Annotated in this window: 17 protein-coding genes, 1 rRNA gene and 1 riboswitch; of the genes, 14 read left to right on the forward strand and 4 right to left on the reverse strand. The window is 71.9% G+C overall.

Annotated elements, in window-relative coordinates; all coding sequences use genetic code 11:
- The 11 genes from rrf to ACZ6X9_RS30955 all read left to right on the forward strand — a co-directional run.
- Window positions 1-88, forward strand: a 5S ribosomal RNA gene (gene rrf, locus ACZ6X9_RS30905); the annotation flags it as partial.
- Between the two features lie 181 nt (window positions 89-269).
- Window positions 270-878 (forward strand): CDP-alcohol phosphatidyltransferase family protein, encoded by a 609-nt coding sequence (locus ACZ6X9_RS30910; protein WP_469781329.1) that lies wholly within the window; start codon window positions 270-272, stop codon window positions 876-878.
- 107 nt (window positions 879-985) lie between these two features.
- Entirely contained in the window at window positions 986-3,481 is a 2,496-nt protein-coding gene (locus tag ACZ6X9_RS30915) for a sugar phosphate nucleotidyltransferase (RefSeq protein ID WP_469781330.1), read from the forward strand.
- Between the two features lie 138 nt (window positions 3,482-3,619).
- Entirely contained in the window at window positions 3,620-4,537 is a 918-nt protein-coding gene (locus ACZ6X9_RS30920; protein ID WP_469781331.1) for a DUF881 domain-containing protein, read from the forward strand.
- Window positions 4,534-4,866 carry a small basic family protein gene (locus tag ACZ6X9_RS30925; RefSeq protein ID WP_004947174.1) on the forward strand — a complete coding sequence of 111 codons (333 nt, stop codon included), beginning with the start codon at window positions 4,534-4,536 and terminating at the stop codon, window positions 4,864-4,866. Before ACZ6X9_RS30920 ends, ACZ6X9_RS30925 begins: the two co-directional genes overlap by 4 nt.
- Window positions 4,867-4,871: 5 nt before the next feature.
- Window positions 4,872-5,786: a DUF881 domain-containing protein gene (locus tag ACZ6X9_RS30930; protein WP_469781332.1), complete on the forward strand. Its 915-nt coding sequence runs from the start codon at window positions 4,872-4,874 to the stop codon at window positions 5,784-5,786.
- A 130-nt stretch (window positions 5,787-5,916) separates the two neighbouring features.
- Complete coding sequence (locus ACZ6X9_RS30935) at window positions 5,917-6,753, forward strand: FHA domain-containing protein (RefSeq protein WP_469781333.1); 837 nt, start codon at window positions 5,917-5,919, stop codon at window positions 6,751-6,753.
- 60 nt (window positions 6,754-6,813) lie between these two features.
- On the forward strand, window positions 6,814-7,596 hold the full coding sequence (gene ftsR, locus ACZ6X9_RS30940; RefSeq protein ID WP_469781334.1) for a transcriptional regulator FtsR: 783 nt from the start codon (window positions 6,814-6,816) through the stop codon (window positions 7,594-7,596).
- Between the two features lie 121 nt (window positions 7,597-7,717).
- Window positions 7,718-8,191, forward strand: coding sequence for a bifunctional nuclease family protein (locus ACZ6X9_RS30945; RefSeq protein ID WP_469781335.1), 474 nt, complete (start codon window positions 7,718-7,720; stop codon window positions 8,189-8,191).
- 218 nt (window positions 8,192-8,409) lie between these two features.
- On the forward strand, window positions 8,410-9,135 hold the full coding sequence (locus tag ACZ6X9_RS30950; RefSeq protein ID WP_469781336.1) for a MerR family transcriptional regulator: 726 nt from the start codon (window positions 8,410-8,412) through the stop codon (window positions 9,133-9,135).
- A 155-nt stretch (window positions 9,136-9,290) separates the two neighbouring features.
- Window positions 9,291-10,787 carry a DNA polymerase IV gene (locus tag ACZ6X9_RS30955; protein WP_469781337.1) on the forward strand — a complete coding sequence of 499 codons (1,497 nt, stop codon included), beginning with the start codon at window positions 9,291-9,293 and terminating at the stop codon, window positions 10,785-10,787.
- A 232-nt stretch (window positions 10,788-11,019) separates the two neighbouring features.
- Here ACZ6X9_RS30955 and ACZ6X9_RS30960 read toward each other — a convergent pair whose 3' ends face one another.
- The gene (locus ACZ6X9_RS30960) at window positions 11,020-11,349 is read right to left on the reverse strand and encodes a PRC-barrel domain-containing protein (protein WP_469781338.1); all 330 of its coding nucleotides are present in this window, start codon (window positions 11,347-11,349) and stop codon (window positions 11,020-11,022) included.
- 190 nt (window positions 11,350-11,539) lie between these two features.
- Window positions 11,540-11,662, forward strand: a riboswitch (glycine riboswitch).
- A 190-nt stretch (window positions 11,663-11,852) separates the two neighbouring features.
- Here ACZ6X9_RS30960 and gcvP point away from each other — a divergent pair.
- Complete coding sequence (gene gcvP / locus ACZ6X9_RS30965; RefSeq protein ID WP_469781339.1) at window positions 11,853-14,738, forward strand: aminomethyl-transferring glycine dehydrogenase; 2,886 nt, start codon at window positions 11,853-11,855, stop codon at window positions 14,736-14,738.
- 85 nt (window positions 14,739-14,823) lie between these two features.
- On the opposite strand, the gene ACZ6X9_RS30970 is transcribed toward gcvP, so the two are convergent.
- Window positions 14,824-15,030: a DUF5999 family protein gene (locus ACZ6X9_RS30970; RefSeq protein ID WP_469781340.1), complete on the reverse strand. Its 207-nt coding sequence runs from the start codon at window positions 15,028-15,030 to the stop codon at window positions 14,824-14,826.
- A gap of 327 nt (window positions 15,031-15,357) precedes the next feature.
- A complete protein-coding gene (locus ACZ6X9_RS30975) occupies window positions 15,358-15,942 on the reverse strand; it encodes a hypothetical protein (protein WP_469781341.1) in 585 nt (194 codons plus the stop codon).
- A gap of 479 nt (window positions 15,943-16,421) precedes the next feature.
- Here ACZ6X9_RS30975 and ACZ6X9_RS30980 point away from each other — a divergent pair, with 479 nt between their 5' ends.
- Window positions 16,422-17,918 carry a glutamate-cysteine ligase family protein gene (locus ACZ6X9_RS30980; RefSeq protein WP_469781342.1) on the forward strand — a complete coding sequence of 499 codons (1,497 nt, stop codon included), beginning with the start codon at window positions 16,422-16,424 and terminating at the stop codon, window positions 17,916-17,918.
- Window positions 17,919-18,083: 165 nt separating this feature from the next.
- Entirely contained in the window at window positions 18,084-18,917 is an 834-nt protein-coding gene (locus tag ACZ6X9_RS30985) for a CPBP family intramembrane glutamic endopeptidase (protein WP_469781343.1), read from the forward strand.
- Window positions 18,918-18,935: 18 nt separating this feature from the next.
- Here the strand turns inward: ACZ6X9_RS30985 and ACZ6X9_RS30990 are convergent, their stop codons facing one another.
- The gene (locus ACZ6X9_RS30990) at window positions 18,936-19,766 is read right to left on the reverse strand and encodes a PhzF family phenazine biosynthesis protein (protein WP_469781344.1); all 831 of its coding nucleotides are present in this window, start codon (window positions 19,764-19,766) and stop codon (window positions 18,936-18,938) included.
- Window positions 19,767-20,480: the final 714 nt, after the last annotated feature.

A 20,480-nucleotide genomic window follows, 5' to 3' on the forward strand; every position in this document is an offset into this window, starting at 1 on the left:
CGGTTACATTCCGAACCCGGAAGCTAAGCCTTTCAGCGCCGATGGTACTGCATGGGGGACCGTGTGGGAGAGTAGGACGCCGCCGAACTAAAATTACAGGTAAGCCCTGGTAGGGAGCATCGCTCCCCGCCAGGGCTTATTTGCGTTTACGGCACGCCCCGCGTATGCCGAGGGCCCGTAAACCGAGGCCACCCGTGCGTACCGGTCGCCCCGGCTACCGGTAAGGTCAAGAAGAAATCAACAGGAACCGTCCCACAGGAGGCCCCCGGGTGGAGGTCCAGGAGACGCGCGTCCAGACCGACCGCGTCCTCACCATCCCCAACATCCTCAGCATGGCTCGCCTCGCCGGCGTCCCCCTCTTCCTGTGGCTGATCCTCCAGCCCGTCTTCGACGGGCCTCAGTGCGACGGATGGGCGCTGCTGGTGCTGGCGCTGAGCGGTGTCAGCGACTACCTCGACGGGAAGCTCGCACGGCGCTGGAACCAGATCAGCAGCCTCGGCCGGCTGCTCGACCCCGCCGCCGACCGGCTGTACATCCTCTCCACCCTGGTCGGCCTGACCTGGCGGGAGATCCTTCCGCTCTGGCTCACCGCGGCCCTGCTGGCCCGTGAGGCGATGCTGGCGGTCATGGTGTGGATCCTGAGGCGGCACGGATACCCGCCGCCGCAGGTGAACTTCCTGGGCAAGGCCGCGACCTTCAACTTGATGTACGCGTTCCCGCTGCTGCTTCTCAGTGACAATGACGGCTGGCTGAAGCTCCCCGCAACTATTTTCGGATGGGCGTTCGCAGGATGGGGTACAACCCTCTATTGGTGGGCAGGAATCCTGTATGTGGTTCAAGTCCGCCGACTGGTCAAGGCGGATACCACAGCCGACTGAACCCGACGTAGTCCCGTCGTAGCCGTACGTTCCCGCGTACGTTCGCCGGAAGGGCTGCGGGGGAATTGGTTGGTGGTCCGTCATCTCTCAAGGAGGACGCTTCCGACATGAAGGCCGTCGTGATGGCCGGTGGCGAAGGCACTCGTCTTCGCCCCATGACCTCAAGCATGCCCAAACCGCTTCTGCCGGTGGCCAACCGCCCGATCATGGAGCACGTGCTCCGGCTCCTCAAGCGGCACGGGCTCACGGAGACGGTGGTGACCGTCCAGTTCCTCGCCTCACTGGTGAAGAACTATTTCGGCGACGGCGAAGAGCTCGGAATGGAGCTCACCTACGCCAACGAGGAGAAGCCCCTCGGCACGGCGGGCAGCGTCAAGAATGCGGAAGAGGCCCTCAAGGACGACACCTTCCTCGTCATCTCGGGCGACGCCCTCACCGATTTCGACCTGACGGACCTCATCCGGTTCCACAAGGAAAAGGGCGCCCTGGTCACCGTCTGCCTCACCCGGGTGCCCAACCCGCTCGAATTCGGCATCACCATCGTGGACGAGGCCGGAAAGGTCGAGCGCTTCCTCGAGAAGCCGACCTGGGGCCAGGTCTTCTCCGACACGGTGAACACCGGCATCTACGTCATGGAGCCCGAGGTCTTCGACTACGTGGCGCCGGACGTCCCGGTCGACTGGTCGGGTGACGTCTTCCCCCAGTTGATGAAGGAAGGCAAGCCCATCTACGGCTACGTCGCCGAGGGCTACTGGGAGGACGTCGGCACCCACGAGAGCTACGTCAAGGCCCAGGCCGACGTCCTCGAGCGCAAGGTGGACGTCGACATAGACGGCTTCGAGATCTCCCCCGGCGTCTGGGTCGCCGAGGGCGCCGAGGTCCACCCCGACGCCGAACTGCGCGGGCCCCTCTACATCGGCGACTACGCCAAGGTCGAGGCCGGCGCCGAGCTCCGCGAACACACCGTCGTCGGGTCCAACGTCGTGGTGAAGAGCGGCGCGTTCCTGCACAAGGCCGTCGTCCACGACAACGTCTACATCGGGCAGCAGAGCAACCTGCGCGGCTGCGTCGTCGGCAAGAACACCGACATCATGCGGGCGTCCCGGATCGAGGACGGCGCCGTCATCGGCGACGAGTGCCTCGTCGGCGAGGAATCGATCATCCAGGGGAACGTCCGCGTCTACCCCTTCAAGACGATCGAGGCCGGCGCGTTCGTCAACACCTCGGTCATCTGGGAGTCCCGCGGACAGGCGCACCTGTTCGGGGCGCGCGGGGTGTCCGGCATCCTCAACGTCGAGATCACCCCGGAGCTGGCCGTCCGGCTGGCCGGGGCGTATGCCACGACGCTCAAGAAGGGCGCCACGGTCACCACGGCTCGTGATCACTCACGAGGTGCCCGCGCCCTGAAGCGGGCCGTCATCTCCGCCCTCCAGGCCAGCGCCATCGAGGTGCGGGACCTGGAGAACGTGCCGCTGCCGGTGGCACGGCAGCAGACCGCGCGGGGCAGCGCCGGCGGCATCATGATCCGTACGACGCCCGGGGTGCCGGACTCCGTCGACATCATGTTCTTCGACGAGCGCGGCGCCGACCTGTCGCAGGCGGGGCAGCGGAAGCTGGACCGGGTGTTCGCCCGCCAGGAGTACCGGCGCGCGTTCCCCGGGGAGATCGGCGACCTGTCCTTCCCGTCGAGCGTCTACGACTCGTACACGGGCTCCCTGCTGCGGTCCGTCGACACCTCCGGCGTCGCCGAGGCCGGGCTCAAGGTCGTCGTGGACGCGTCCAACGGCAGTGCGGGTCTCGTCCTCCCCAGCCTCCTCGGCCGGCTCGGGGTGGAGGCGCTGACCATCAACTCAGGCCTGGACGAGGCGCGGCCCACCGAGACCGCCGACGCCCGGCGGTCCGGTCTGGTCCGGCTCGGGGAGATCGTCTCGTCCGCGCGGGCCGCGTTCGGCGTGCGGTTCGACCCCGTGGGCGAGCGGATCTCGCTGGTGGACGAGCGCGGGCGGATCGTCGAGGACGACCGCGCCCTGCTGGTCATGCTCGACCTGGTCGCCGCCGAGCGGCGGTCCGGACGCGTGGCACTGCCGGTGACCACGACCCGGATCGCGGAGCAGGTGGCCGCCTACCACGGTACGCAGGTGGAGTGGACGACGACCTCGCCGGACGACCTCACCCGGGTCGGCCGGGCGGAGTCGACCATCTTCGGCGGGGACGGGCGCGGCGGTTTCATCGTGCCGGAGTCCAGCAGCGTGTTCGACGGCACGGCGGCCTTCGTCCGGCTGGTGGGCCTGGTGGCCCGCACCCAGCTCACGCTGAGTCAGATCGACGCGCGGATCCCGCGGGCGCACGTCCTGCGGCGGGACCTGGCCACGCCGTGGGCGGTCAAGGGCCTGGTGATGCGTCAGGTGGTCGAGGCGGCCGGCGACCGCTCGGTCGACACGACCGACGGCGTCCGCGTCGTGGAGGCGGACGGGCGGTGGGTGATGGTGCTGCCCGACCCGGCCGAGGCCGTGACGCACCTGTGGGCCGAGGGGCCTGACGACGCCTCCGCCCAGGCGCTGCTGGACGAGTGGTCCGCCGTGGTCGACGGCGCGGGCCGCTAGCGTCGGCGGTGTCCGCGGCACCACCCGGTGCCGCGGACACCGGACGACCGGCACCGGGGCGCCGTCTTCCCGGTCCCGTTCCGGCACGCCGGTGGGGCCATTGGGAGACGGCGCCCCCGACGTGCGACGATGTGCGGCATGTCGCAGCAGCCCCCCGTTCGGAGGACCTCCGCACCGCCGTCGCGCCCCGACGCCTCCATGTCGCTGCTGACCAATGTGATGGACCACAGCCTGGACGACGGTTACGCGGAGGCGGCGGCCCGGCGGGCCGAGGGCGGCGCGGGGCTGCCGGGCAAGCTCAGGGCGAAGCTGGGGCTGGCCGGGGCGCTGCTGCTGGCCGCCGTCGTGGTGACGCTGGGAGCCGCGCAGGCGCGCATATCGGCACCCACGCTGGCCAAGGAGCGCGAACAGCTCATCGGCCGCATCGAGAAGGAGACCGCGGCCGCGGACGCGCTGCAGAAGAACGTCAACGGGCTGCGGGAGACCGTCGGGGACCGGCAGCGCGAGGCCCTGGAGGAACACGGCGGGGACAAGGCCGAGTTGGTGTCCCTCCTCGCCGGGGCCACGGAGGTGCGCGGCCCCGGGGTCAAGGTGGTCGTCGACGACGCCAAGCAGGCCAAGAGCGGGGGCGGCGGCCCCCGGGAGAGCAGTGGCTTCACCGACACCGGCCGGGTGCGCGACCGCGACATGCAACGCGTCGTCAACGGCCTGTGGCAGGCCGGTGCGGAGGCCGTGGCGATCAACGACCAGCGACTGACCTCGTTGTCGGCGATCAGGGCGGCCGGGGACGCCATACTGGTGGACAACAAGCCGCTGGCGCCGCCGTACACGGTGCTGGCGATCGGCGACGGCCGGCGGATGAGCACCTCGTTCCAGGACAGCGTCGACGGCCAGTACCTGCACGTCCTCCAGCAGAACTACGGGGTCAGGGCGAGCGTCTCCGTCGAGGGCGACATCCGGCTGCCGGCCGCGCCGAGTCTGACCGTACGAACCGCACGGCCGCAGGGGGGCGGCGCGGCCGGCCGCGCCGCCGACACAGGGAAGGGCACATCGTGATCGCCGTATTGGGCCTCATCGTGGGAGTCGTGGTCGGACTGGTCGTCCGCCCCGTGGTGCCGACGGCGGTCGAGCCCTACCTCCCCATCGCCGTCGTCGCGGCCCTGGACGCGGTGTTCGGCGGGCTGCGGGCGATGCTGGACGGCATCTTCGACGACAAGGTCTTCGTCGTGTCGTTCCTGTCGAACGTGGTCGTCGCGGCCCTCATCGTCTTCCTCGGCGACAAACTGGGCGTCGGCGCGCAGTTGTCGACCGGTGTGGTGGTCGTCCTGGGCATCCGCATCTTCTCCAACGCCGCCGCCATCCGGCGGCACGTCTTCCGGGCGTGAGGCCGATGAGCAGCGACGACACGCCCGAGGAGCCGAAGGGATCCAAGGAGCCCAAGGGGTCCGAGGAGGGTCCGGGGACTCCGGGGAAACCGGAGGGCCCGGCGGACGCCGGCTCTCCGCCCCCGGCCGCCGGGACCGAACCGCCGGCGCCCGGACGCGAGCCGGGGAAGGACGCCTCCGGGCCCGCCCCGGAGCCGCCCCTGACCGGGCGTCAGCGGCTGGTGAAGGGCCTCTGGCCGCCCCGGTTCACCCGGGCCCAGTTCACCGTCGCCCTGCTGCTGTGCGTGCTTGGTCTGGGGCTGGCGATCCAGGTCCGGTCGAACAGCGAGAGCAGTGTGCTGCGCGGTGCGCGCCAGGAGGACCTGGTGCGGATCCTGGACGAACTCGACAACCGCACCAAACGGCTCGAGGACGAGAAGCGGAAGCTGGAGGGCCAGCGGACGGAGCTGGAGAGCAGCTCCAACCAGGCCGCGGAGGCCCGTAAGCAGACGGCGCAGAAGGAGCAGCAGCTCGGCATCCTGGCGGGCACGGTGGCCGCCCAGGGGCCCGGCATCGTCCTCACGGTGAGCGACGGCAAGGGGTCGGTGGAGCCGGACATGCTGCTGGACGCCGTCCAGGAGCTGCGGGCGGCCGGCGCCGAGGCGATCCAGCTCAACGAGGTCCGCGTGGCCGCCGACACATATTTCTCCGGCACCGCGGGGAAGGTGGAGATCGACGGCAAGAAGGTGTCGCAGCCTTACAAGTTCAAGGTCATCGGCAAGCCCGACGATCTGAAGCCCGCTCTCAACATCCCCGGTGGTGTGGTGCAGACTCTGCAGAAGGAGCAGGCCGGGGTCGACATCTCCCGGTCTGAGAAGATCGTCGTCAACGCCTTGCGTCCGGCGAAGCGGCCTGACTACGCTCGGTCGTCATCGCGGTGAGGCGGGCGAACGCAGGGGCTCTGCGGGGAGGGCGGAGAGTTGCGGGGGGTCGGCGCACCAAGACGGGGGTGCGTGATGGAAACTGTCTGTCGGCCCTGGACGTTGTAAGGATGTCCAGGTCGGACGGTGTGTGCAGCGAGGTTTTGTCCTGCCCCACGGGCGGGTCTGTTTCGGTCAAGGGGAATCGCCCGTGAAGTTGTTTGCGAAGTTGTTCGGCAAGAGCTCCCGCCAGAGCGGCGGCGGTTCCGCGCGCCACCGGGCCCAGGCTCCGGTGGAAGGCGACGAGCGGGGCCAGGAGGGCCGCCCCCTGTTCCGCGACCAGCCGGGTGCCCCCGGCGTCGCCCAGGGGGGCCAGGGAGTCCCTCCCGGCGATCCCACGGCGACCGCGCGCATAGGTCTCGGTACGCCGATGTCGGGTGCGGGGGAAGGGGCTGCCTTGCCGGTCTGTACGAGGTGTGGTCACCGGAACGGCGAGAACAGCCGGTTCTGCTCCAACTGCGGTGCGCCGCTGCGGCCGGGTGCCGTGGCCGAGCGGGCCTCGGAGACCACGTCCACGATCTCCATCTCCGGTCTGGAGGCGTACGACTCCGAGACCACGGGCCAGACGGCCATCCCGTCGCTCTCCCCGGAGGCCCAGGCCGCCGTGGAGGCGCTGCCGCTGGGCTCGGCGCTGCTGGTGGTCCGGCGCGGCCCCAACTCGGGCAGCCGCTTCCTGCTGGACGGCGAGGTGACCACGGCGGGCCGGCACCCGCAGAGCGACATCTTCCTCGACGACGTGACGGTCTCCCGCCGGCACGTGGAGTTCCGGCGCAACGCGGACGGTGGCTTCACCGTCACGGACGTCGGCAGCCTCAACGGCACGTACGTCAACCGGGAGCAGATCGACTCGGTGGTGCTGTCGAACGGCGACGAGGTGCAGATCGGCAAGTACCGCCTGGTCTTCTTCGGCAGCCAGCGGAACATCTGACCCCTCCCGGACCGCGTCGACCGCGTCCGGGGGATTCCGAGGGATTCCGAGGGAAAGGCCATGCTGCAGACACCGTCGGGCGGTGCCGGCTCCTCCGGCACCGCCGGTGTGGAGGGCCGGCTGGTGAGCATCGGAACGGTGCTCAACCTGCTGCGCGAGGAGTTCCCCGAGGTCACCATCTCCAAGATCCGTTTCCTGGAGGCGGAGGGCCTGGTCGAGCCGCAGCGCACGCCGTCCGGCTACCGCAAGTTCAGCACGGCGGACGTGGAGCGGCTCGCCCAGGTGCTGCGGATGCAGCGTGACCACTATCTGCCGCTGAAGGTCATCCGCGAGCACCTGGACGCGCTGGCCCGCGGTGAGCGGATCCCGCTGCCCGCCCCGGGGCAGCCCCGGGACGCCCTCGACCTCGGGGAGCCGCCCGGAGGGCCCGAGGAGCCGGCGGAGGCCGGTCCGGAGGCCGTTCCCGCCGGGCCCCAGGGGCGGATCGGCCGCGCCGAGCTGCTGGAGCTCACCGGGGCGACCGAGGGCGAGCTCGTGGAGTGGGAGTCGTACGGCCTGGTCGTCGCCCACCCGGACGGCGGATTCGCGGCCGACGCCGTGGCCGTCGCCCGGCTCGTCGCCGACCTGGGCCGATTCGGGCTGGAGCCGCGGCACCTACGGGCCGTGAAGGCCGCGGCCGACCGCGAGGCGGGCCTGGTCGAACAGGTGGTCGCACCCCTGCGCAGGCACCGCAACCCGCAGACCAGGGCCCATGCCGAGGCCACCGCCCGGGAGCTGGCCGGACTGTCCGTCCGGCTGCACGCGGCCCTGGTGCGCTCGGCGCTCCAGCCGCGCGGGCAGTGAGCTCCCGGGCCCGCGGACGGTGAGCTTCCGGCCGCGTGGACGGCGGGCTCCGGCCGTGCGGACGGCGACCGGGAGCGGCCCCGACTACCCAAACCGGCCGAGCACGTCCTAGGGTTGCTGTGTGAACGAGCTCGATGTCGTGGGTGTCCGGGTGGAAATGCCCTCCAACCAACCGATCGTGCTCCTGCGCGAAGTGGGAGGCGACCGCTACCTCCCGATCTGGATCGGACCGGGGGAGGCGACGGCGATCGCCTTCGCACAGCAGGGGATGGCTCCGGCCCGACCGCTGACCCACGACCTGTTCAAGGACGTGCTGGACGCGGTGGGGCAGCAGCTCGCGGAGGTCCGGATCACGGACCTGCGCGAAGGCGTGTTCTACGCGGAGCTGGTCTTCGCCAGCGGAGTCGAGGTCAGCGCCAGGCCGTCCGACGCCATAGCGCTGGCCCTGCGCACCGGAACGCCGATCTACGGCAGTGACGGCGTGCTGGACGACGCGGGCATCGCCATCCCCGACGAGCAGGAGGACGAGGTGGAGAAGTTCCGCGAGTTCCTCGACCAGATCTCGCCGGAGGACTTCGGTACCAACAGCCAGTGAGGCGCGGCCGCAGGCCCTCGGGAGGGCCGCGGTGAAAGCGCTGTGGCCGGAGCCGCGAAACGGGGCCGCAGCAGGGTATTCGAGTAGCCTTTCCCCCGCGGGGACACGTAAAACCACTCTCAGGGTGATTATCACTCGGCGTGCCGAGTGTGGCGATCGTTGACGCACCCCGAGCGACTGCCTACCGTCGAGAAGGCAGGTCAAGGACGGAGGTCGGCGTGAGAAGCACGGGCGACGGTACAGCGGTCGGCAGTCCGTATCCGCTGCACGGGGGATCGGTCGAACCGGTGACCCTCCCCCCCAGCCTGAACGGCAGGGGAGGTGGCCCCACCCATGGCCTGAGCGGCGTGGGAAGCACTCCGGTCCCCCCGGCGGCGGTCACTTCCCAGCGGGGTCCCCGGGCGGGCGGTTCGGACGACGGGGACACCGGAGGGAGCGCCGCGGCCGGCACGGAGACGATCGGCTACCGCGGGCCCACCGCCTGCGCGGCGGCCGGGATCACCTACCGGCAGCTCGACTACTGGGCGCGCACGGGGCTGGTGGAGCCGAGCGTGCGGCCCGCCTACGGGTCGGGAAGCCAGCGGCTCTACAGCTTCCGGGACGTCGTCGTCCTCAAGATCGTCAAACGGCTGCTGGACACCGGCGTCTCCCTGCAGAACATCCGCACCGCCGTTCAGCACCTGCGCTCGCGCGGCATGGCCGATCTCGCGCAGATGACGCTGATGAGCGACGGCGCCACGGTCTACGAGTGCGCGTCCCCCGACGAGGTCGTGGGGCTCCTGCAAGGTGGCCAGGGCGTCTTCGGGATCGCCGTCGGCGTGGTCTGGCGGGACGTCGAGAGCGCGCTCGCCCAGTTGCACGGCGAGCGGGTGGACACCGGCGAGACGCTGATCGGTCACAACCCGGCGGACGAGCTGGCGCGGCGGCGGAACCGGGCGGGCTGAGCGCGGCGCGCCGCGAGATTCCGACGCGAAGCGGGTCCGGGGTGTTCCCCGGGCCCGCTTCCGTGTGGCCGGAGCGGGCCGTGCCGGGGCAGCGCGGGCGGCTTCGTCGTCGCACGTCAGGGCGATTGTCAGTGCCATGCGGGACGATGCGTGGTGTGAGAGGTTCACCGACGATCCTGCATCTCGACATGGACGCCTTCTACGCCTCGGTGGAGCAGGCGGCCAAGCCCAGTCTGCGCGGAAAGCCGGTCGTCGTCGGAGGCATCGGCCCGCGGGGCGTGGTGGCCACCGCGTCGTACGAGGCGCGGGTCTTCGGTGTGCACTCGGCCATGGCGACGGCCCAGGCGCGCCGGCTCTGCCCCAACGCCGCCTACCTGACCCCGCGCTTCAGCCTGTACCAGAAGGTCAGCGGCGTGGTCATGGGGCTGCTCGCCGAGCTGTCACCACTGGTGGAGCCGCTGAGCCTCGACGAGGCGTTCGTGGACCTGGAGGCGGGCGGCGTCGAGCCGACCACGGAGGCCGTCCGGGCGGTGGGCGAGCGGCTGCGCCGGGACATCCTCGCGGCGACGGGGGTCGGCGGGTCGGTGGGCCTCGCCGGCTCCAAGATGCTCGCCAAGATCGCCTCGGAGCAGGCGAAGCCGGACGGGCTCGTCGTCATCGAGCCCGGTACCGAGCTGGAGCTGCTCGGGCCCATGCCGGTACGGACCATCCCCGGCGTCGGGCCCGCCACCGCCGAGACGCTGCGCCGCGCGGGCATCCACACGGTCGCCGAGACCGCCGAGGCGGGCGAGGCGGAGCTGGTGCGGCTGCTGGGCAAGGCGCACGGGGCCGGCCTGTACGCCCTGGCGACGGGGCACGACGACCGCCCGGTCGTGGCCGAGCGGGACGCGAAGTCCGTCTCCGTGGAGGACACGTTCGCGGAGGACCTGACCGACCGGACGCGGGTCCGACTGGAGCTCGCCCGGCTCGCCGACCGCTGCGTCCGGCGGCTGAGAGCCGCCGGACGGTCGGGCCGCACGGTCGTCATCAAGGTGCGGCGGTACGACTTCTCCACCCTCACCCGCTCCGAGACGCTCCGGGGGCCGACCGACGACCCCGCCGTCGTGCGGGAGGCGGCCGCCCGGCTGCTTGAGGGCGTCGACACGACCGCGGGGGTGCGGCTGCTCGGCGTCGGGGTCAGCGGGCTCGCGGACTACACGCAGGAGGATCTCTTCGCGCAGGCGCAGGCGCGGGTCGCTGCCGCGCAGGCCGCCGAGGCGGGGCTTGAGGGGGGTGGGCCTAAGGAGGGTGGGCCCGAGGGGGGTGGGAGCGAGCCCCCGGCTCCCGGCGGGGCGGGGGACCGGCCGGCGGACGACGACGCCGCGCCCGCACGGCGGTGGCTGCCCGGTCTGGACGTGGTACACCGCGAGCTCGGCCGGGGCTGGATCCAGGGCAGCGGCCTCGGCCGGGTCACCGTACGGTTCGAGGAGCCCTGGTCGACGGCTCCCGGCCGGGTGCGGACCTTCGCCGTCGACGATCCGGATCTGGAACCCGCCGAGCCGGTGCCGTTGATCCAACCTTCGGGGGAGGGGCGTCTCGTGGAACCGGGCGGGGCGTTTCGGGATGGGGGCGGGGACGATTCGGCCGTGGGCCTGAGCGGGTCGGCGGCGTAGTGAGCGGGGAGGGCGCGCCCTGCGGGCGCGGATGGTGCCCCTGCCCCTCCCCCAGAGGGGGCACCCCCACTTTCGCCGTTTCTTGCGGGGGCAAGCCCCCGCACCCCCGCACCCCCGCACCCCCGCACCCCCGCACCCCCGCACCCCCGCACCCCCGGAACCGCGCTCCGCGCGGTTGTCCTCGAACGCCGGACGGGCTTGATACGAGCGGCGGAATCGCGGCAGGCGGGGCTCAGCGGTCGGAGCCGCCCGGCAGGGCCATGCGGTAGTGGTGGTAGAGGCGGAGCTCCTGCTCGGGGGAGAGGTGGCGGCCGACGCCCAGGTCGGGGGCGGCCTTGATGAGCGTGCGGTCGTAGGGGATGCGCAGCGAGTCGTCCACGACCTCGCTCGGTTCCAGGGGGACGAACGCGTCGCGGCCGAACAGCCCGGTGCGGACGGCCGCCCACTCGGGTTCGCCGGTGGCGTCGTCGAGGTAGACCTCGTCCACGGTGCCGATCTTCGCTCCGTCCCGGTCGTAGGCCTTGCGGCCGATCAGGGTCCGAGGATCGATATCCGACTGCATCCGTCCTCCCGGGAGTCACTTCCGTCCCTCTCTTTCTCCTGGTTTCCCCGGGAGGCCGTCGGCAAAGCCGGGAAAACCCTCGGGGCGCAAGAAAAGCCACCAAGCGGGAGTAATGGGGGAGTCGGCGGAGATGCACCGGCCCGGGAGATCCGGCGTCGGCATCGCCGCTGGTAGGCTGGCGATTGGCTGTGGACCCCGCGCGGGAGAGTCCTCCGGGGACCTGGACAGGCATTGGCCTCGACGGGTCCGACGGGGGCGCCGAAGGAGCAAATCCTCCCCGGAATCTCTCAGGCACACGTACCGCGCGGACGAGGTCACTCTGGAAAGCAGGGCGGGCACCGGACCGGGCACCATGCCGAGCCCCTCCTCACCGACGGTGAAAGCCGGGTCGCGTCACAAGGGCCCGGTGAAGCTCTCAGGTCGAGATGACAGAGGGGGAGGCCGTCCGGGTACCCGCGCCGTGGTACCCCTCGCAGGTCGCAATGACCAGGAGGCCCCCGCAGATGACCGCCCACCGCATCGCCCTCTCCGACCTGGAGCGCGGCACTCCGTTCGCCGGCCGCCACATAGGCCCCGACAGCGGGGCGCAGGCGAAGATGCTCGCCCACGTCGGCTTCGGCTCGCTGGACGAACTCACCGCCGCCGCCGTGCCGGACGTGATCAAGAGCGCCGAGGCGCTCCGGCTCCCCGAGCCCCGCGGCGAAGCCGAGGTGATCGCCGAGCTGCGCGGTCTCGCGGACCGCAACCAGGTGCTCGTGCCCATGATCGGGCTCGGCTACCACGGCACGTTCACCCCGCCGGTGATCCTCCGCAACGTCATGGAGAACCCCGCCTGGTACACGGCCTACACCCCGTACCAGCCGGAGATCTCCCAGGGCCGCCTGGAGGCCCTGCTCAACTTCCAGACCGTCGTCGCCGACCTCACCGGGCTGCCCACCTCCGGCGCGTCCCTGCTGGACGAGGGCACGGCCGCGGCGGAGGCGATGGCGCTCTCGCGGCGCGTGGGCAAGGTCAAGGACGGGGTGTTCCTCGTCGACGCCGACGCCCTGCCGCAGACCGTGGCCGTCATCGAGACGCGCGCCGAACCCACCGGTGTCGAGGTCGTCGTCGCCGACCTCTCCGCCGGCATTCCGGACGAGATCGCCGAGCGCGGCGTCTTCGGCGTGCTGCTCCAGTACCCGGGTGCCTCCGGTGCCGTCCGCGACCTGCGGCCGGTCATCGAGCGGGCGCACGAGCTGGGCGCGATCGTCACCGTCGCCGCCGACCTGCTGGCCCTGACGCTGCTCACCCCGCCCGGCGAGCTGGGCGCGGACATCGCCGTCGGCACCAGCCAGCGGTTCGGTGTGCCGATGGGCTTCGGCGGACCCCACGCCGGCTACATGGCCGTCCGTGAGCAGTACGCGCGCAGCCTGCCCGGCCGCCTCGTCGGCGTCTCCGTCGACGCGGACGGCGACAAGGCGTACCGCCTCGCCCTCCAGACCCGCGAGCAGCACATCCGGCGCGAGAAGGCCACCAGCAACATCTGCACCGCGCAGGTGCTGCTGGCGGTCATGGCCGGGATGTACGCCGTCTACCACGGGCCCGACGGGCTCACCGGCATCGCCCGCCGCGTCCACCGGTATGCCACGCTGCTCGCCGAGGGGCTGCGGGCCGGTGGCGTCGAGGTCGTGCACGGCGCGTACTTCGACACCGTCACCGCGCGGGTGCCGGGCCGGGCGGACGCGATCGTCGCCGCCGCCCTGGAGCGGGGCGTCAACCTGCGCCGGACGGACGCCGACACCGTCGGCATCGCCTGCGACGAGACCACCACCCGCGAGCACCTGGCCGCCGTCTGGGCCGCGTTCGGGGTGGACGCCGACGTCGAGGCGCTGGACGCCGCCACCGCCGACGCGCTTCCCGAGGAGCTGCTGCGCGGCTCCGACTTCCTCACCCACCCGGTCTTCCACCAGCACCGTTCCGAGACGGCGATGCTGCGCTACCTGCGCCGCCTCGCCGACCGGGACTACGCGCTGGACCGGGGCATGATCCCGCTGGGCTCGTGCACCATGAAGCTCAACGCCACGACCGAGATGGAGCCGGTCACCTGGCCCGAGTTCGGCGCGCTGCACCCGTTCGCCCCGGCGGAGCAGGCCGAGGGCTACCTCACGCTCATCCGCGAGCTGGAGGAGCGGCTGGCCGAGGTCACCGGCTATGACAAGGTCTCGCTCCAGCCCAACGCGGGGTCGCAGGGCGAGCTGGCCGGTCTGCTGGCCGTCCGCGCCTACCACCGCGCCAACGGCGACGAGCAGCGGACCGTGTGCCTCATCCCGTCCTCCGCGCACGGCACCAACGCGGCCAGCGCCGTGATGGCCGGCATGCGCGTCGTCGTGGTGAAGACCGGCGAGGACGGCGAGGTCGACGCCGACGACCTGCGCGGCAAGATCGAGAAGCACCGCGACGAGCTGGCCGTCCTCATGGTCACCTACCCGTCCACCCACGGCGTGTTCGAGGAGCACATCAGCGAGATCTGCGCCCTCGTCCACGAGGCGGGCGGTCAGGTGTACGTGGACGGCGCCAACCTCAACGCGCTGGTGGGGGTGGCGAAGCCGGGTGAGTTCGGAGGCGACGTCTCGCACCTGAACCTGCACAAGACCTTCTGCATCCCGCACGGCGGCGGCGGCCCGGGCGTCGGTCCCGTCGGCGTCCGCGCCCACCTCGCGCCGTACCTGCCCAACCACCCGCTCCAGCCCGCCGCGGGCCCGGAGACCGGGGTCGGTCCGATCTCGGCCGCGCCGTGGGGCTCGGCCGGCATCCTGCCGATCTCCTGGGCGTACGTCCGGCTGATGGGTGGCGAGGGCCTCAAGGCCGCGACGCAGGTCGCGGTGCTGAGCGCCAACTACATCGCCAAGCGCCTGGAGCCGCACTACCCCGTGCTCTACACCGGTCCCAACGGCCTCGTCGCCCACGAGTGCATCGTGGACCTCCGGCCGCTCACCAAGGCGACCGGCGTCACCGTCGACGACGTCGCCAAGCGTCTGATCGACTACGGCTTCCACGCGCCGACGATGTCGTTCCCGGTGGCCGGCACGCTGATGATCGAGCCCACCGAGAGCGAGGACCTCGGCGAACTCGACCGGTTCTGCGCGGCGATGATCGCGATCCGCGCGGAGATCGAGAAGGTCGGCTCGGGCGAGTGGGACGCCACCGACAACCCGCTGCGCAACGCCCCGCACACCGCCGCGTCCGTCGCGGGCGACTGGGAGCACCCGTACAGCCGACAGGAGGCGGTCTTCCCGGGCGGCGTCTCCGCGGCCGACAAGTACTGGCCACCGGTGCGCCGGGTCGACGGTGCGTTCGGTGACCGCAACCTCGTCTGCTCCTGCCCGCCGTTGGACGAGTACGAGGGCTGAGCCCGGCACACGTGGAGGGCCGGCCCGGCGGGATCGCCGGGCCGGCCCTTTCGTCGCGCGTCGTCCGCCGGTGCCGGCCCGGCCGTCAGGCCGCCGTCACCACATGCCCGGCGCCGAGCGGCCGGTGCGGGGCGATGATCTGCCCGTCAGGCAGCAGTTCCCCGGTGTCCTCGAAGCAGAGGACGCCGTTGCACAGCAGGCTCCAGCCCTGCTCGGGGAAGTGCGCCACGAGGTGGGCGGCTTCCCGGTCGGCGGAATCGGCTGACGGGCACGCGGGCTGGTGCTGGCACATGGGAGGGTTCTTTCGCTGGGATGTCGTGGCTGCTGTCGCTGTGCTGCGGCTCGATGCGGTGGTCATGCCGCCCCCCGTGACGATGTGGTCTGTCGTTCCCAGTGTTGCCCTACGGGCGTGATTCCGCAGGGATTTCGCAGCAGCGGTCCGCTGTGGAGGAAGACGCGTCACCCATGCGGACGGTTGCCGTCAACAAGTCTGCCCCTTCGGTCCGTTCGGGTCGACCTCCGTGGAGTGAGCCGTGTGGGTGACGTGGCGCCCGCGGACCGGCCGCGAACGGCGCGGCGCCCCGCGACCGTAGGGGTCGCGAGGCGCCGCCGGGACGCGTCACGCGGTCTTCAGCATCGGTGCCGGGGCCAGCCGGAGGGTGAGCACCGGAAGCAGGTCGGCGAAGCGGTGCGGGCGGTGGGCGGCGATGCCGGGCGGCGCGGGGGCGAGCGGCACCAGGAGGTCGCCGGGGGCGGGCAGGCCGGACTCGGCGTCGGCCGTGATGTCGCCGTGCAGCCAGAGAGTCAGCATGTAGAGGCCGGGCACGGTCAGCAGTCGCGGCTGGTACGGCGTCGACAGCGACTCCGCCTGCCGCAGGGCGAGTTCGGTGGAGACCACGTACGGTCCCTCGAAGAAGTGCGAGAACGTCCAGCCGTCGGCGGTCGGCCGCGCCTCGCCCGCGGCGATGGCGCGCTCGTCCTCCTTGATCAGGAAGCGCCAGCCGGTGAGCCGGGTGCGGGGGGTGCCGCCGGCCGGGGTGTGCTGCTCCAGAACGTGGACGGGGAGCGGCAGTTCGCAGTCGAGCGCTCCCTGGGCGGCCTTGAGGGACGGGGTGCGGGTCTCCCGGACGGCGGTGGGGGAGCCGAGGGCGGTGCGGACGCTACGGAGGGCAGGCGCGGGGGCAGGGGGGATGTGCAGCGGCATGATGGGTCGCCTCTCACTTCGGAGACACGCAGGTGCTGGCAGGTGACGACGCTGTCGGTGTGCGGGGTCAGAGGGGGGCCGGGACCGACTGCCGGGGCGCCTACTCTCTGCCTCACTCCGAGTTTATACGACACATGTTCACAGGATGTTTCGGCTAGCTGTCGCCGGTATTTCCGGCAAGGGGAAATCAGGGCCGCCTGCGGGGTCGTTTTCGGTGTTTTCGTTCCCGATCGCGCAGGCCTGACCTCGGTTTCTTTCCCGGGAACGGTCGGCCGAAACTCGTCGGTGTTTATCACCAGCGCAATGCGACATGCCATGAGCTGCCGTCATGCCATCGGAATGTGCCGGAGTGCGCTTGGCTGCCAGCCTACCGGTTATACGGGGACGGGGTGAGGCGTTTCGATCGCTTCGCATGGGCATCATCGACCGTGACGGGAACGGGCCGGCGCCGAGGGCGACCGCTGGAGGAGGACGCGTCCATGGGTGAGAAGGTCGCCGCCGTGGAGTTCGGCCTGGACGACCGCCAGCGCCACCGGGACAAGCTCCGGCAGTGCCTGGAAGGGCTGGGGAGGTTACTGGAGGAGAAGCGTTTCGACCGGCCCCGGAACCTTATGGGGCTGGAGATCGAGTTGAATCTGGCGGGCTCCGACGGTATGCCGAGCATGATGAATGCCAAGGTGCTGGAGCGTATCGCGAGCCGTGATTTCCAGACCGAACTCGGTCAATTCAACCTGGAAGTGAACATCGTCCCGCACCGCTTGTCGGGGCGCGTTCTCGACCAACTCGCCGAGGAGCTCCGCACCGGCCTCTCCTACGCCGACCGGAAAGCCCGGGAAGTGGGCTCCGGAATAGTGATGATCGGCATTCTGCCGACGCTCGGCCAGGACGACCTCGTCCCCGACAACTTCTCCGCCGCCGACCGCTACGCACTGCTCAACGAGCAGGTCATGGCGGCCCGCGGGGAGGACGTCAGCATCGACATCGACGGAGTCGAACGGCTGACCTGCACCGCGCGGTCCATCTGCCCGGAGGCCGCCTGCACCTCGGTGCAACTGCACCTCCAGGTCACCCCCGGCCGGTTCGCCGCCGTCTGGAACGCGGCCCAGGCGGTGGCCGCCGCGCAGATCGCCGTGGGTGCCAACTCCCCCTTCCTCTTCGGCCGCGAACTGTGGCGCGAGAGCCGCCCGCCGCTGTTCGTCCAGTCCACCGACACCCGTCCGCCCGAGCTCCAGGCACAGGGCGTCCGCCCGCGCACCTGGTTCGGGGAGCGGTGGATCGGCTCGGCGTACGAACTCTTCGAGGAGAACCTGCGCTTCTTCCCCCCGCTGCTGCCCATCAGCGGCGACGAGGACCCGCTGCGGGTGCTGGACGCGGGCGGGGTGCCGCGACTGGAGGAACTCGTCCTGCACAACGGGACGGTCTACCGCTGGAACCGGCCCGTCTACGGGATCGCCGACGGCGTCCCGCACCTGCGGGTGGAGAACCGCGTCCTGCCCGCCGGCCCCACCGTCACCGACGTGCTCGCCAACACCGCGTTCTACTACGGGCTGGTCCGGTCCCTCGCGGAGGAACCGCGTCCGGTGTGGACGCGGCTGCCGTTCGCCGCCGCGGCCGACAACTTCGACGCCGCCTGCCGGCACGGCATCGACGCCGTGCTGCGCTGGCCCAAGGGGCGCAACGGAGGAGTGGCCGAGGTGTCCGCGGTCCGGCTGGTCCGCGAGGAGCTGCTGCCGCTGGCCGCCGCGGGCCTCGACGCCTGGGGCGTCGAACCCGCCGACCGCGACCGCTACCTCGGCGTCATCGAAGGCCGCTGCCGGCTGCGCGCCAACGGCGCGTCCTGGCAGGCCGCCACCTACCACGCGGCACGGGACCGGGGCCTGGACCGGCACGCCGCGCTGGCCGCCACCACGCGGCGCTACTGCGAGCTGATGGCGACCGGCGAGCCGGTGCACACCTGGCCGGTCGGGATCGCCTGACCCCGCACCACCGGCCCCTCCGTGGTCCGGTCCGGCGGACGTCGGGCAAGCTGGGACGACGCGGCGGCGGTCACCGCCGCGGACGGACATCCCGGACCGGCCGTACGCGAGGACGCGCGGGCGGGACGGCGAGCGGTGCAGGGCGCAGGCAGGAGTGGTCCACGAGTGAACAGAGCGACGCGACAGGACGCCCGTGACGGGGCGGAACGCCCCGGTGTTCCGACGGAGCCGGGCGTCGGTCCCGTACCGTCGCGGCGCACGCTGGGCACCGAGACCCTCCTGGTACTGGCCCTCTCCCTCGGAGCCAGTGGGGTCTCCGCACTGATCAGCTTCATCGGGGCGCTCACCCGGCCGGGCGGGCTCAAGGACCAGGCGGCCCGGCTCAACACCTCCCACGCGCCCGGCCGGCCCTGGCTCGACCTGGCCTGGCAGCTCTTCGGCATCGCGACCTCGCTGGTGCCCGTCCTCCTCGTCGCCCACCTGCTGTCCCGCGAGGGCGCCGGGCTGCGCGCCATCGGCTTCGACCGCCGCCGCCCCGGCTCCGACCTGGCGCGCGGCACCGCCGTCGCCGCGGTCGTGGGCGGCACCGGACTGCTGCTCTACCTGGGAGCCCGGGCCGCCGGATCGAACCTGACGGTGGTGCCGGAATCGCTGCCGGACGTGTGGTGGAAGTTCCCGGTACTGATCGCCTCGGCCGTGCAGAACGCGGTGTTGGAGGAGGTCGTGGTCGTCGGCTACCTGCTGCGCCGGCTGGGCCAGACGGGCTGGGGCCCCACGGCGGCACTGGCCGCGAGCGCCGTGCTGCGCGGGTCCTACCACCTCTACCAGGGCGTCGGCGGGTTCGTCGGCAACATGGCGATGGGCGTCCTCTTCGTCCTCCTCTACCGACGGTGGGGCCGGGTGGGACCGCTGGTGGCGGCGCACGCGCTGATCGACATCGTGGCGTTCGCGGGATACGCGCTGCTCGCGGGGAAGGTGGGCTGGCTGCCGACGGCGTGAGCCGCCGGCGCGGTCCCCTCACACGAGGAACTCGCCGTCGATCACGGTCACGGCGTGGCCCGTCAGCAGCGTGCGGTCGCCGCGCAGCGTCGTCCGGACAAGCCCCCGCCGGGCACCGCCCTGAAGTCCCGTCAGCTCGGCGCGGCCGAGGCGGGCCGCCCAGAACGGGGCCAGCGCGGTGTGCGCGCTGCCGGTGACCGGGTCCTCGTCGATGCCCACGTTGGGGAAGAAGCCGCGGGACACGAAGTCGTAGCCGAGCGAGGGGTCCGCGGCCGGCGCGGTGACGATGACACCCCGCCGGGACCGCCCCGCCAGCGCGTGCCAGTCGGGGTTCAGCGCGTGCACGGTCCGCTCGTCGGACAGTTCGACCAGCAGGTCGCCGATGTGCCGGGCGGTGTCGTGCACGCTCACCGGGGCGGCGCCGAGCGCCTCGGCCAGCCCCTCCGGGGCGGCCAGCGGGGTGAGCGGGGACGTCGGGAAGTCCATGGTCAGGGAGCCGTCGTCATGCGCCGTCGTGGTGAGCACACCGCAGCGGGCGGCGAAGCGGACGGTCCCGGTGGCGGCTCCCGTGGTGCGCAGGACGTGTGCGGTGGCCAGGGTGGCGTGGCCGCACATGTCCACCTCGGTGGACGGGGTGAACCAGCGCAGCGCCCAGTCGGCCTCACCCTCCCCTTCCCCCTCGCCCGTACCGCCCAGCGGCCGGGCGAACGCCGTCTCGGAAAGGTTGACCTCGGCGGCGACGGCCTGCAGCCGGTCGTCGTCGGGGAAGGGGCCGTCGAAGAGCATGACGCCGGCCGGGTTGCCGGCGAAGGGGCGGTCGGTGAACGCGTCGACGATTCTGATTCGCATGACAGGACGGTAGGGGGCGCGGACGGCACGGGACACGGCCAATCGCCGGGAGGTGGCCCCCGAACGCGCCGCGGCGCGGGCGGGCCGCGTTGGGCGGGCGTCGGAGGAGGGGCCGTCACCGCCGACGCCCCGCGGACGCCGGGCGATCTCGTCGCCCAGGTCCAAGGCTTCCTCAAGCCCGACCCGGTCGACATCCGCGCCACCCCCGATGAGCTACCGGCCGAACATCTGCTCGTCGCGGACGGGGCGTACCTCCGCCCCTCGGACGCGGGGTGCGAGCTGCCGGCGGCCGTCGGCGCGGAGACCGCCCCTGTCTCCGGCCGCATTCGGGACGGGATACCCGCCGAGGACCCGGCCGCCGCTGGCCGCATCCTCGCCCTGGTCGGCGAGCGCGCCAACGCGGAACTCGCGACGCTGCTGCCTGACCGCCTGACCGCCTGACCGCCTGACCGCCTGACCGCCTGGCCGCTCGACCGAACCGATCGGGGTTGGTTGCGACGGTGCCGATGCTGGCGGCTTGTTCGATCCAGTCGAGCGTCGCGCACGCTTTCGCGACGTCGGGGTGAGCCGTGGCGCGCCCGGCAGGCATTCGCCCCCGGCTCGCCCCGACCCTGGAGGCAGCACCGGGGTAGGCCGCCCGCCCTATTCAGAACCCGGGATGTGAACACCCGTTGATCAGGGTGCGCCTGAGACGACGTCGGCGGAGGGGCACTG

The sequence above is a fragment of the Streptomyces sp. NPDC052910 genome (assembly GCF_055585605.1).

Bases quoted from the DNA above. Each gene is read 5' to 3' on its own strand.
- ACZ6X9_RS30920 (WP_469781331.1), top strand. From the start codon at position 3,620: ATGTCGCAGCAGCCCCCCGTTCGGAGGACCTCCGCACCGCCGTCGCGC.
- ftsR (WP_469781334.1), top strand. From the start codon at position 6,814: ATGCTGCAGACACCGTCGGGCGGTGCCGGCTCCTCCGGCACCGCCGGT.
- ACZ6X9_RS30930 (WP_469781332.1), top strand. From the start codon at position 4,872: ATGAGCAGCGACGACACGCCCGAGGAGCCGAAGGGATCCAAGGAGCCC.
- ACZ6X9_RS30915 (WP_469781330.1), top strand. From the start codon at position 986: ATGAAGGCCGTCGTGATGGCCGGTGGCGAAGGCACTCGTCTTCGCCCC.
- gcvP (WP_469781339.1), top strand. From the start codon at position 11,853: ATGACCGCCCACCGCATCGCCCTCTCCGACCTGGAGCGCGGCACTCCG.
- ACZ6X9_RS30975 (WP_469781341.1), bottom strand. From the start codon at position 15,942: ATGCCGCTGCACATCCCCCCTGCCCCCGCGCCTGCCCTCCGTAGCGTC.
- ACZ6X9_RS30970 (WP_469781340.1), bottom strand. From the start codon at position 15,030: ATGTGCCAGCACCAGCCCGCGTGCCCGTCAGCCGATTCCGCCGACCGG.
- ACZ6X9_RS30990 (WP_469781344.1), bottom strand. From the start codon at position 19,766: ATGCGAATCAGAATCGTCGACGCGTTCACCGACCGCCCCTTCGCCGGC.
- ACZ6X9_RS30960 (WP_469781338.1), bottom strand. From the start codon at position 11,349: ATGCAGTCGGATATCGATCCTCGGACCCTGATCGGCCGCAAGGCCTAC.
- ACZ6X9_RS30980 (WP_469781342.1), top strand. From the start codon at position 16,422: ATGGGTGAGAAGGTCGCCGCCGTGGAGTTCGGCCTGGACGACCGCCAG.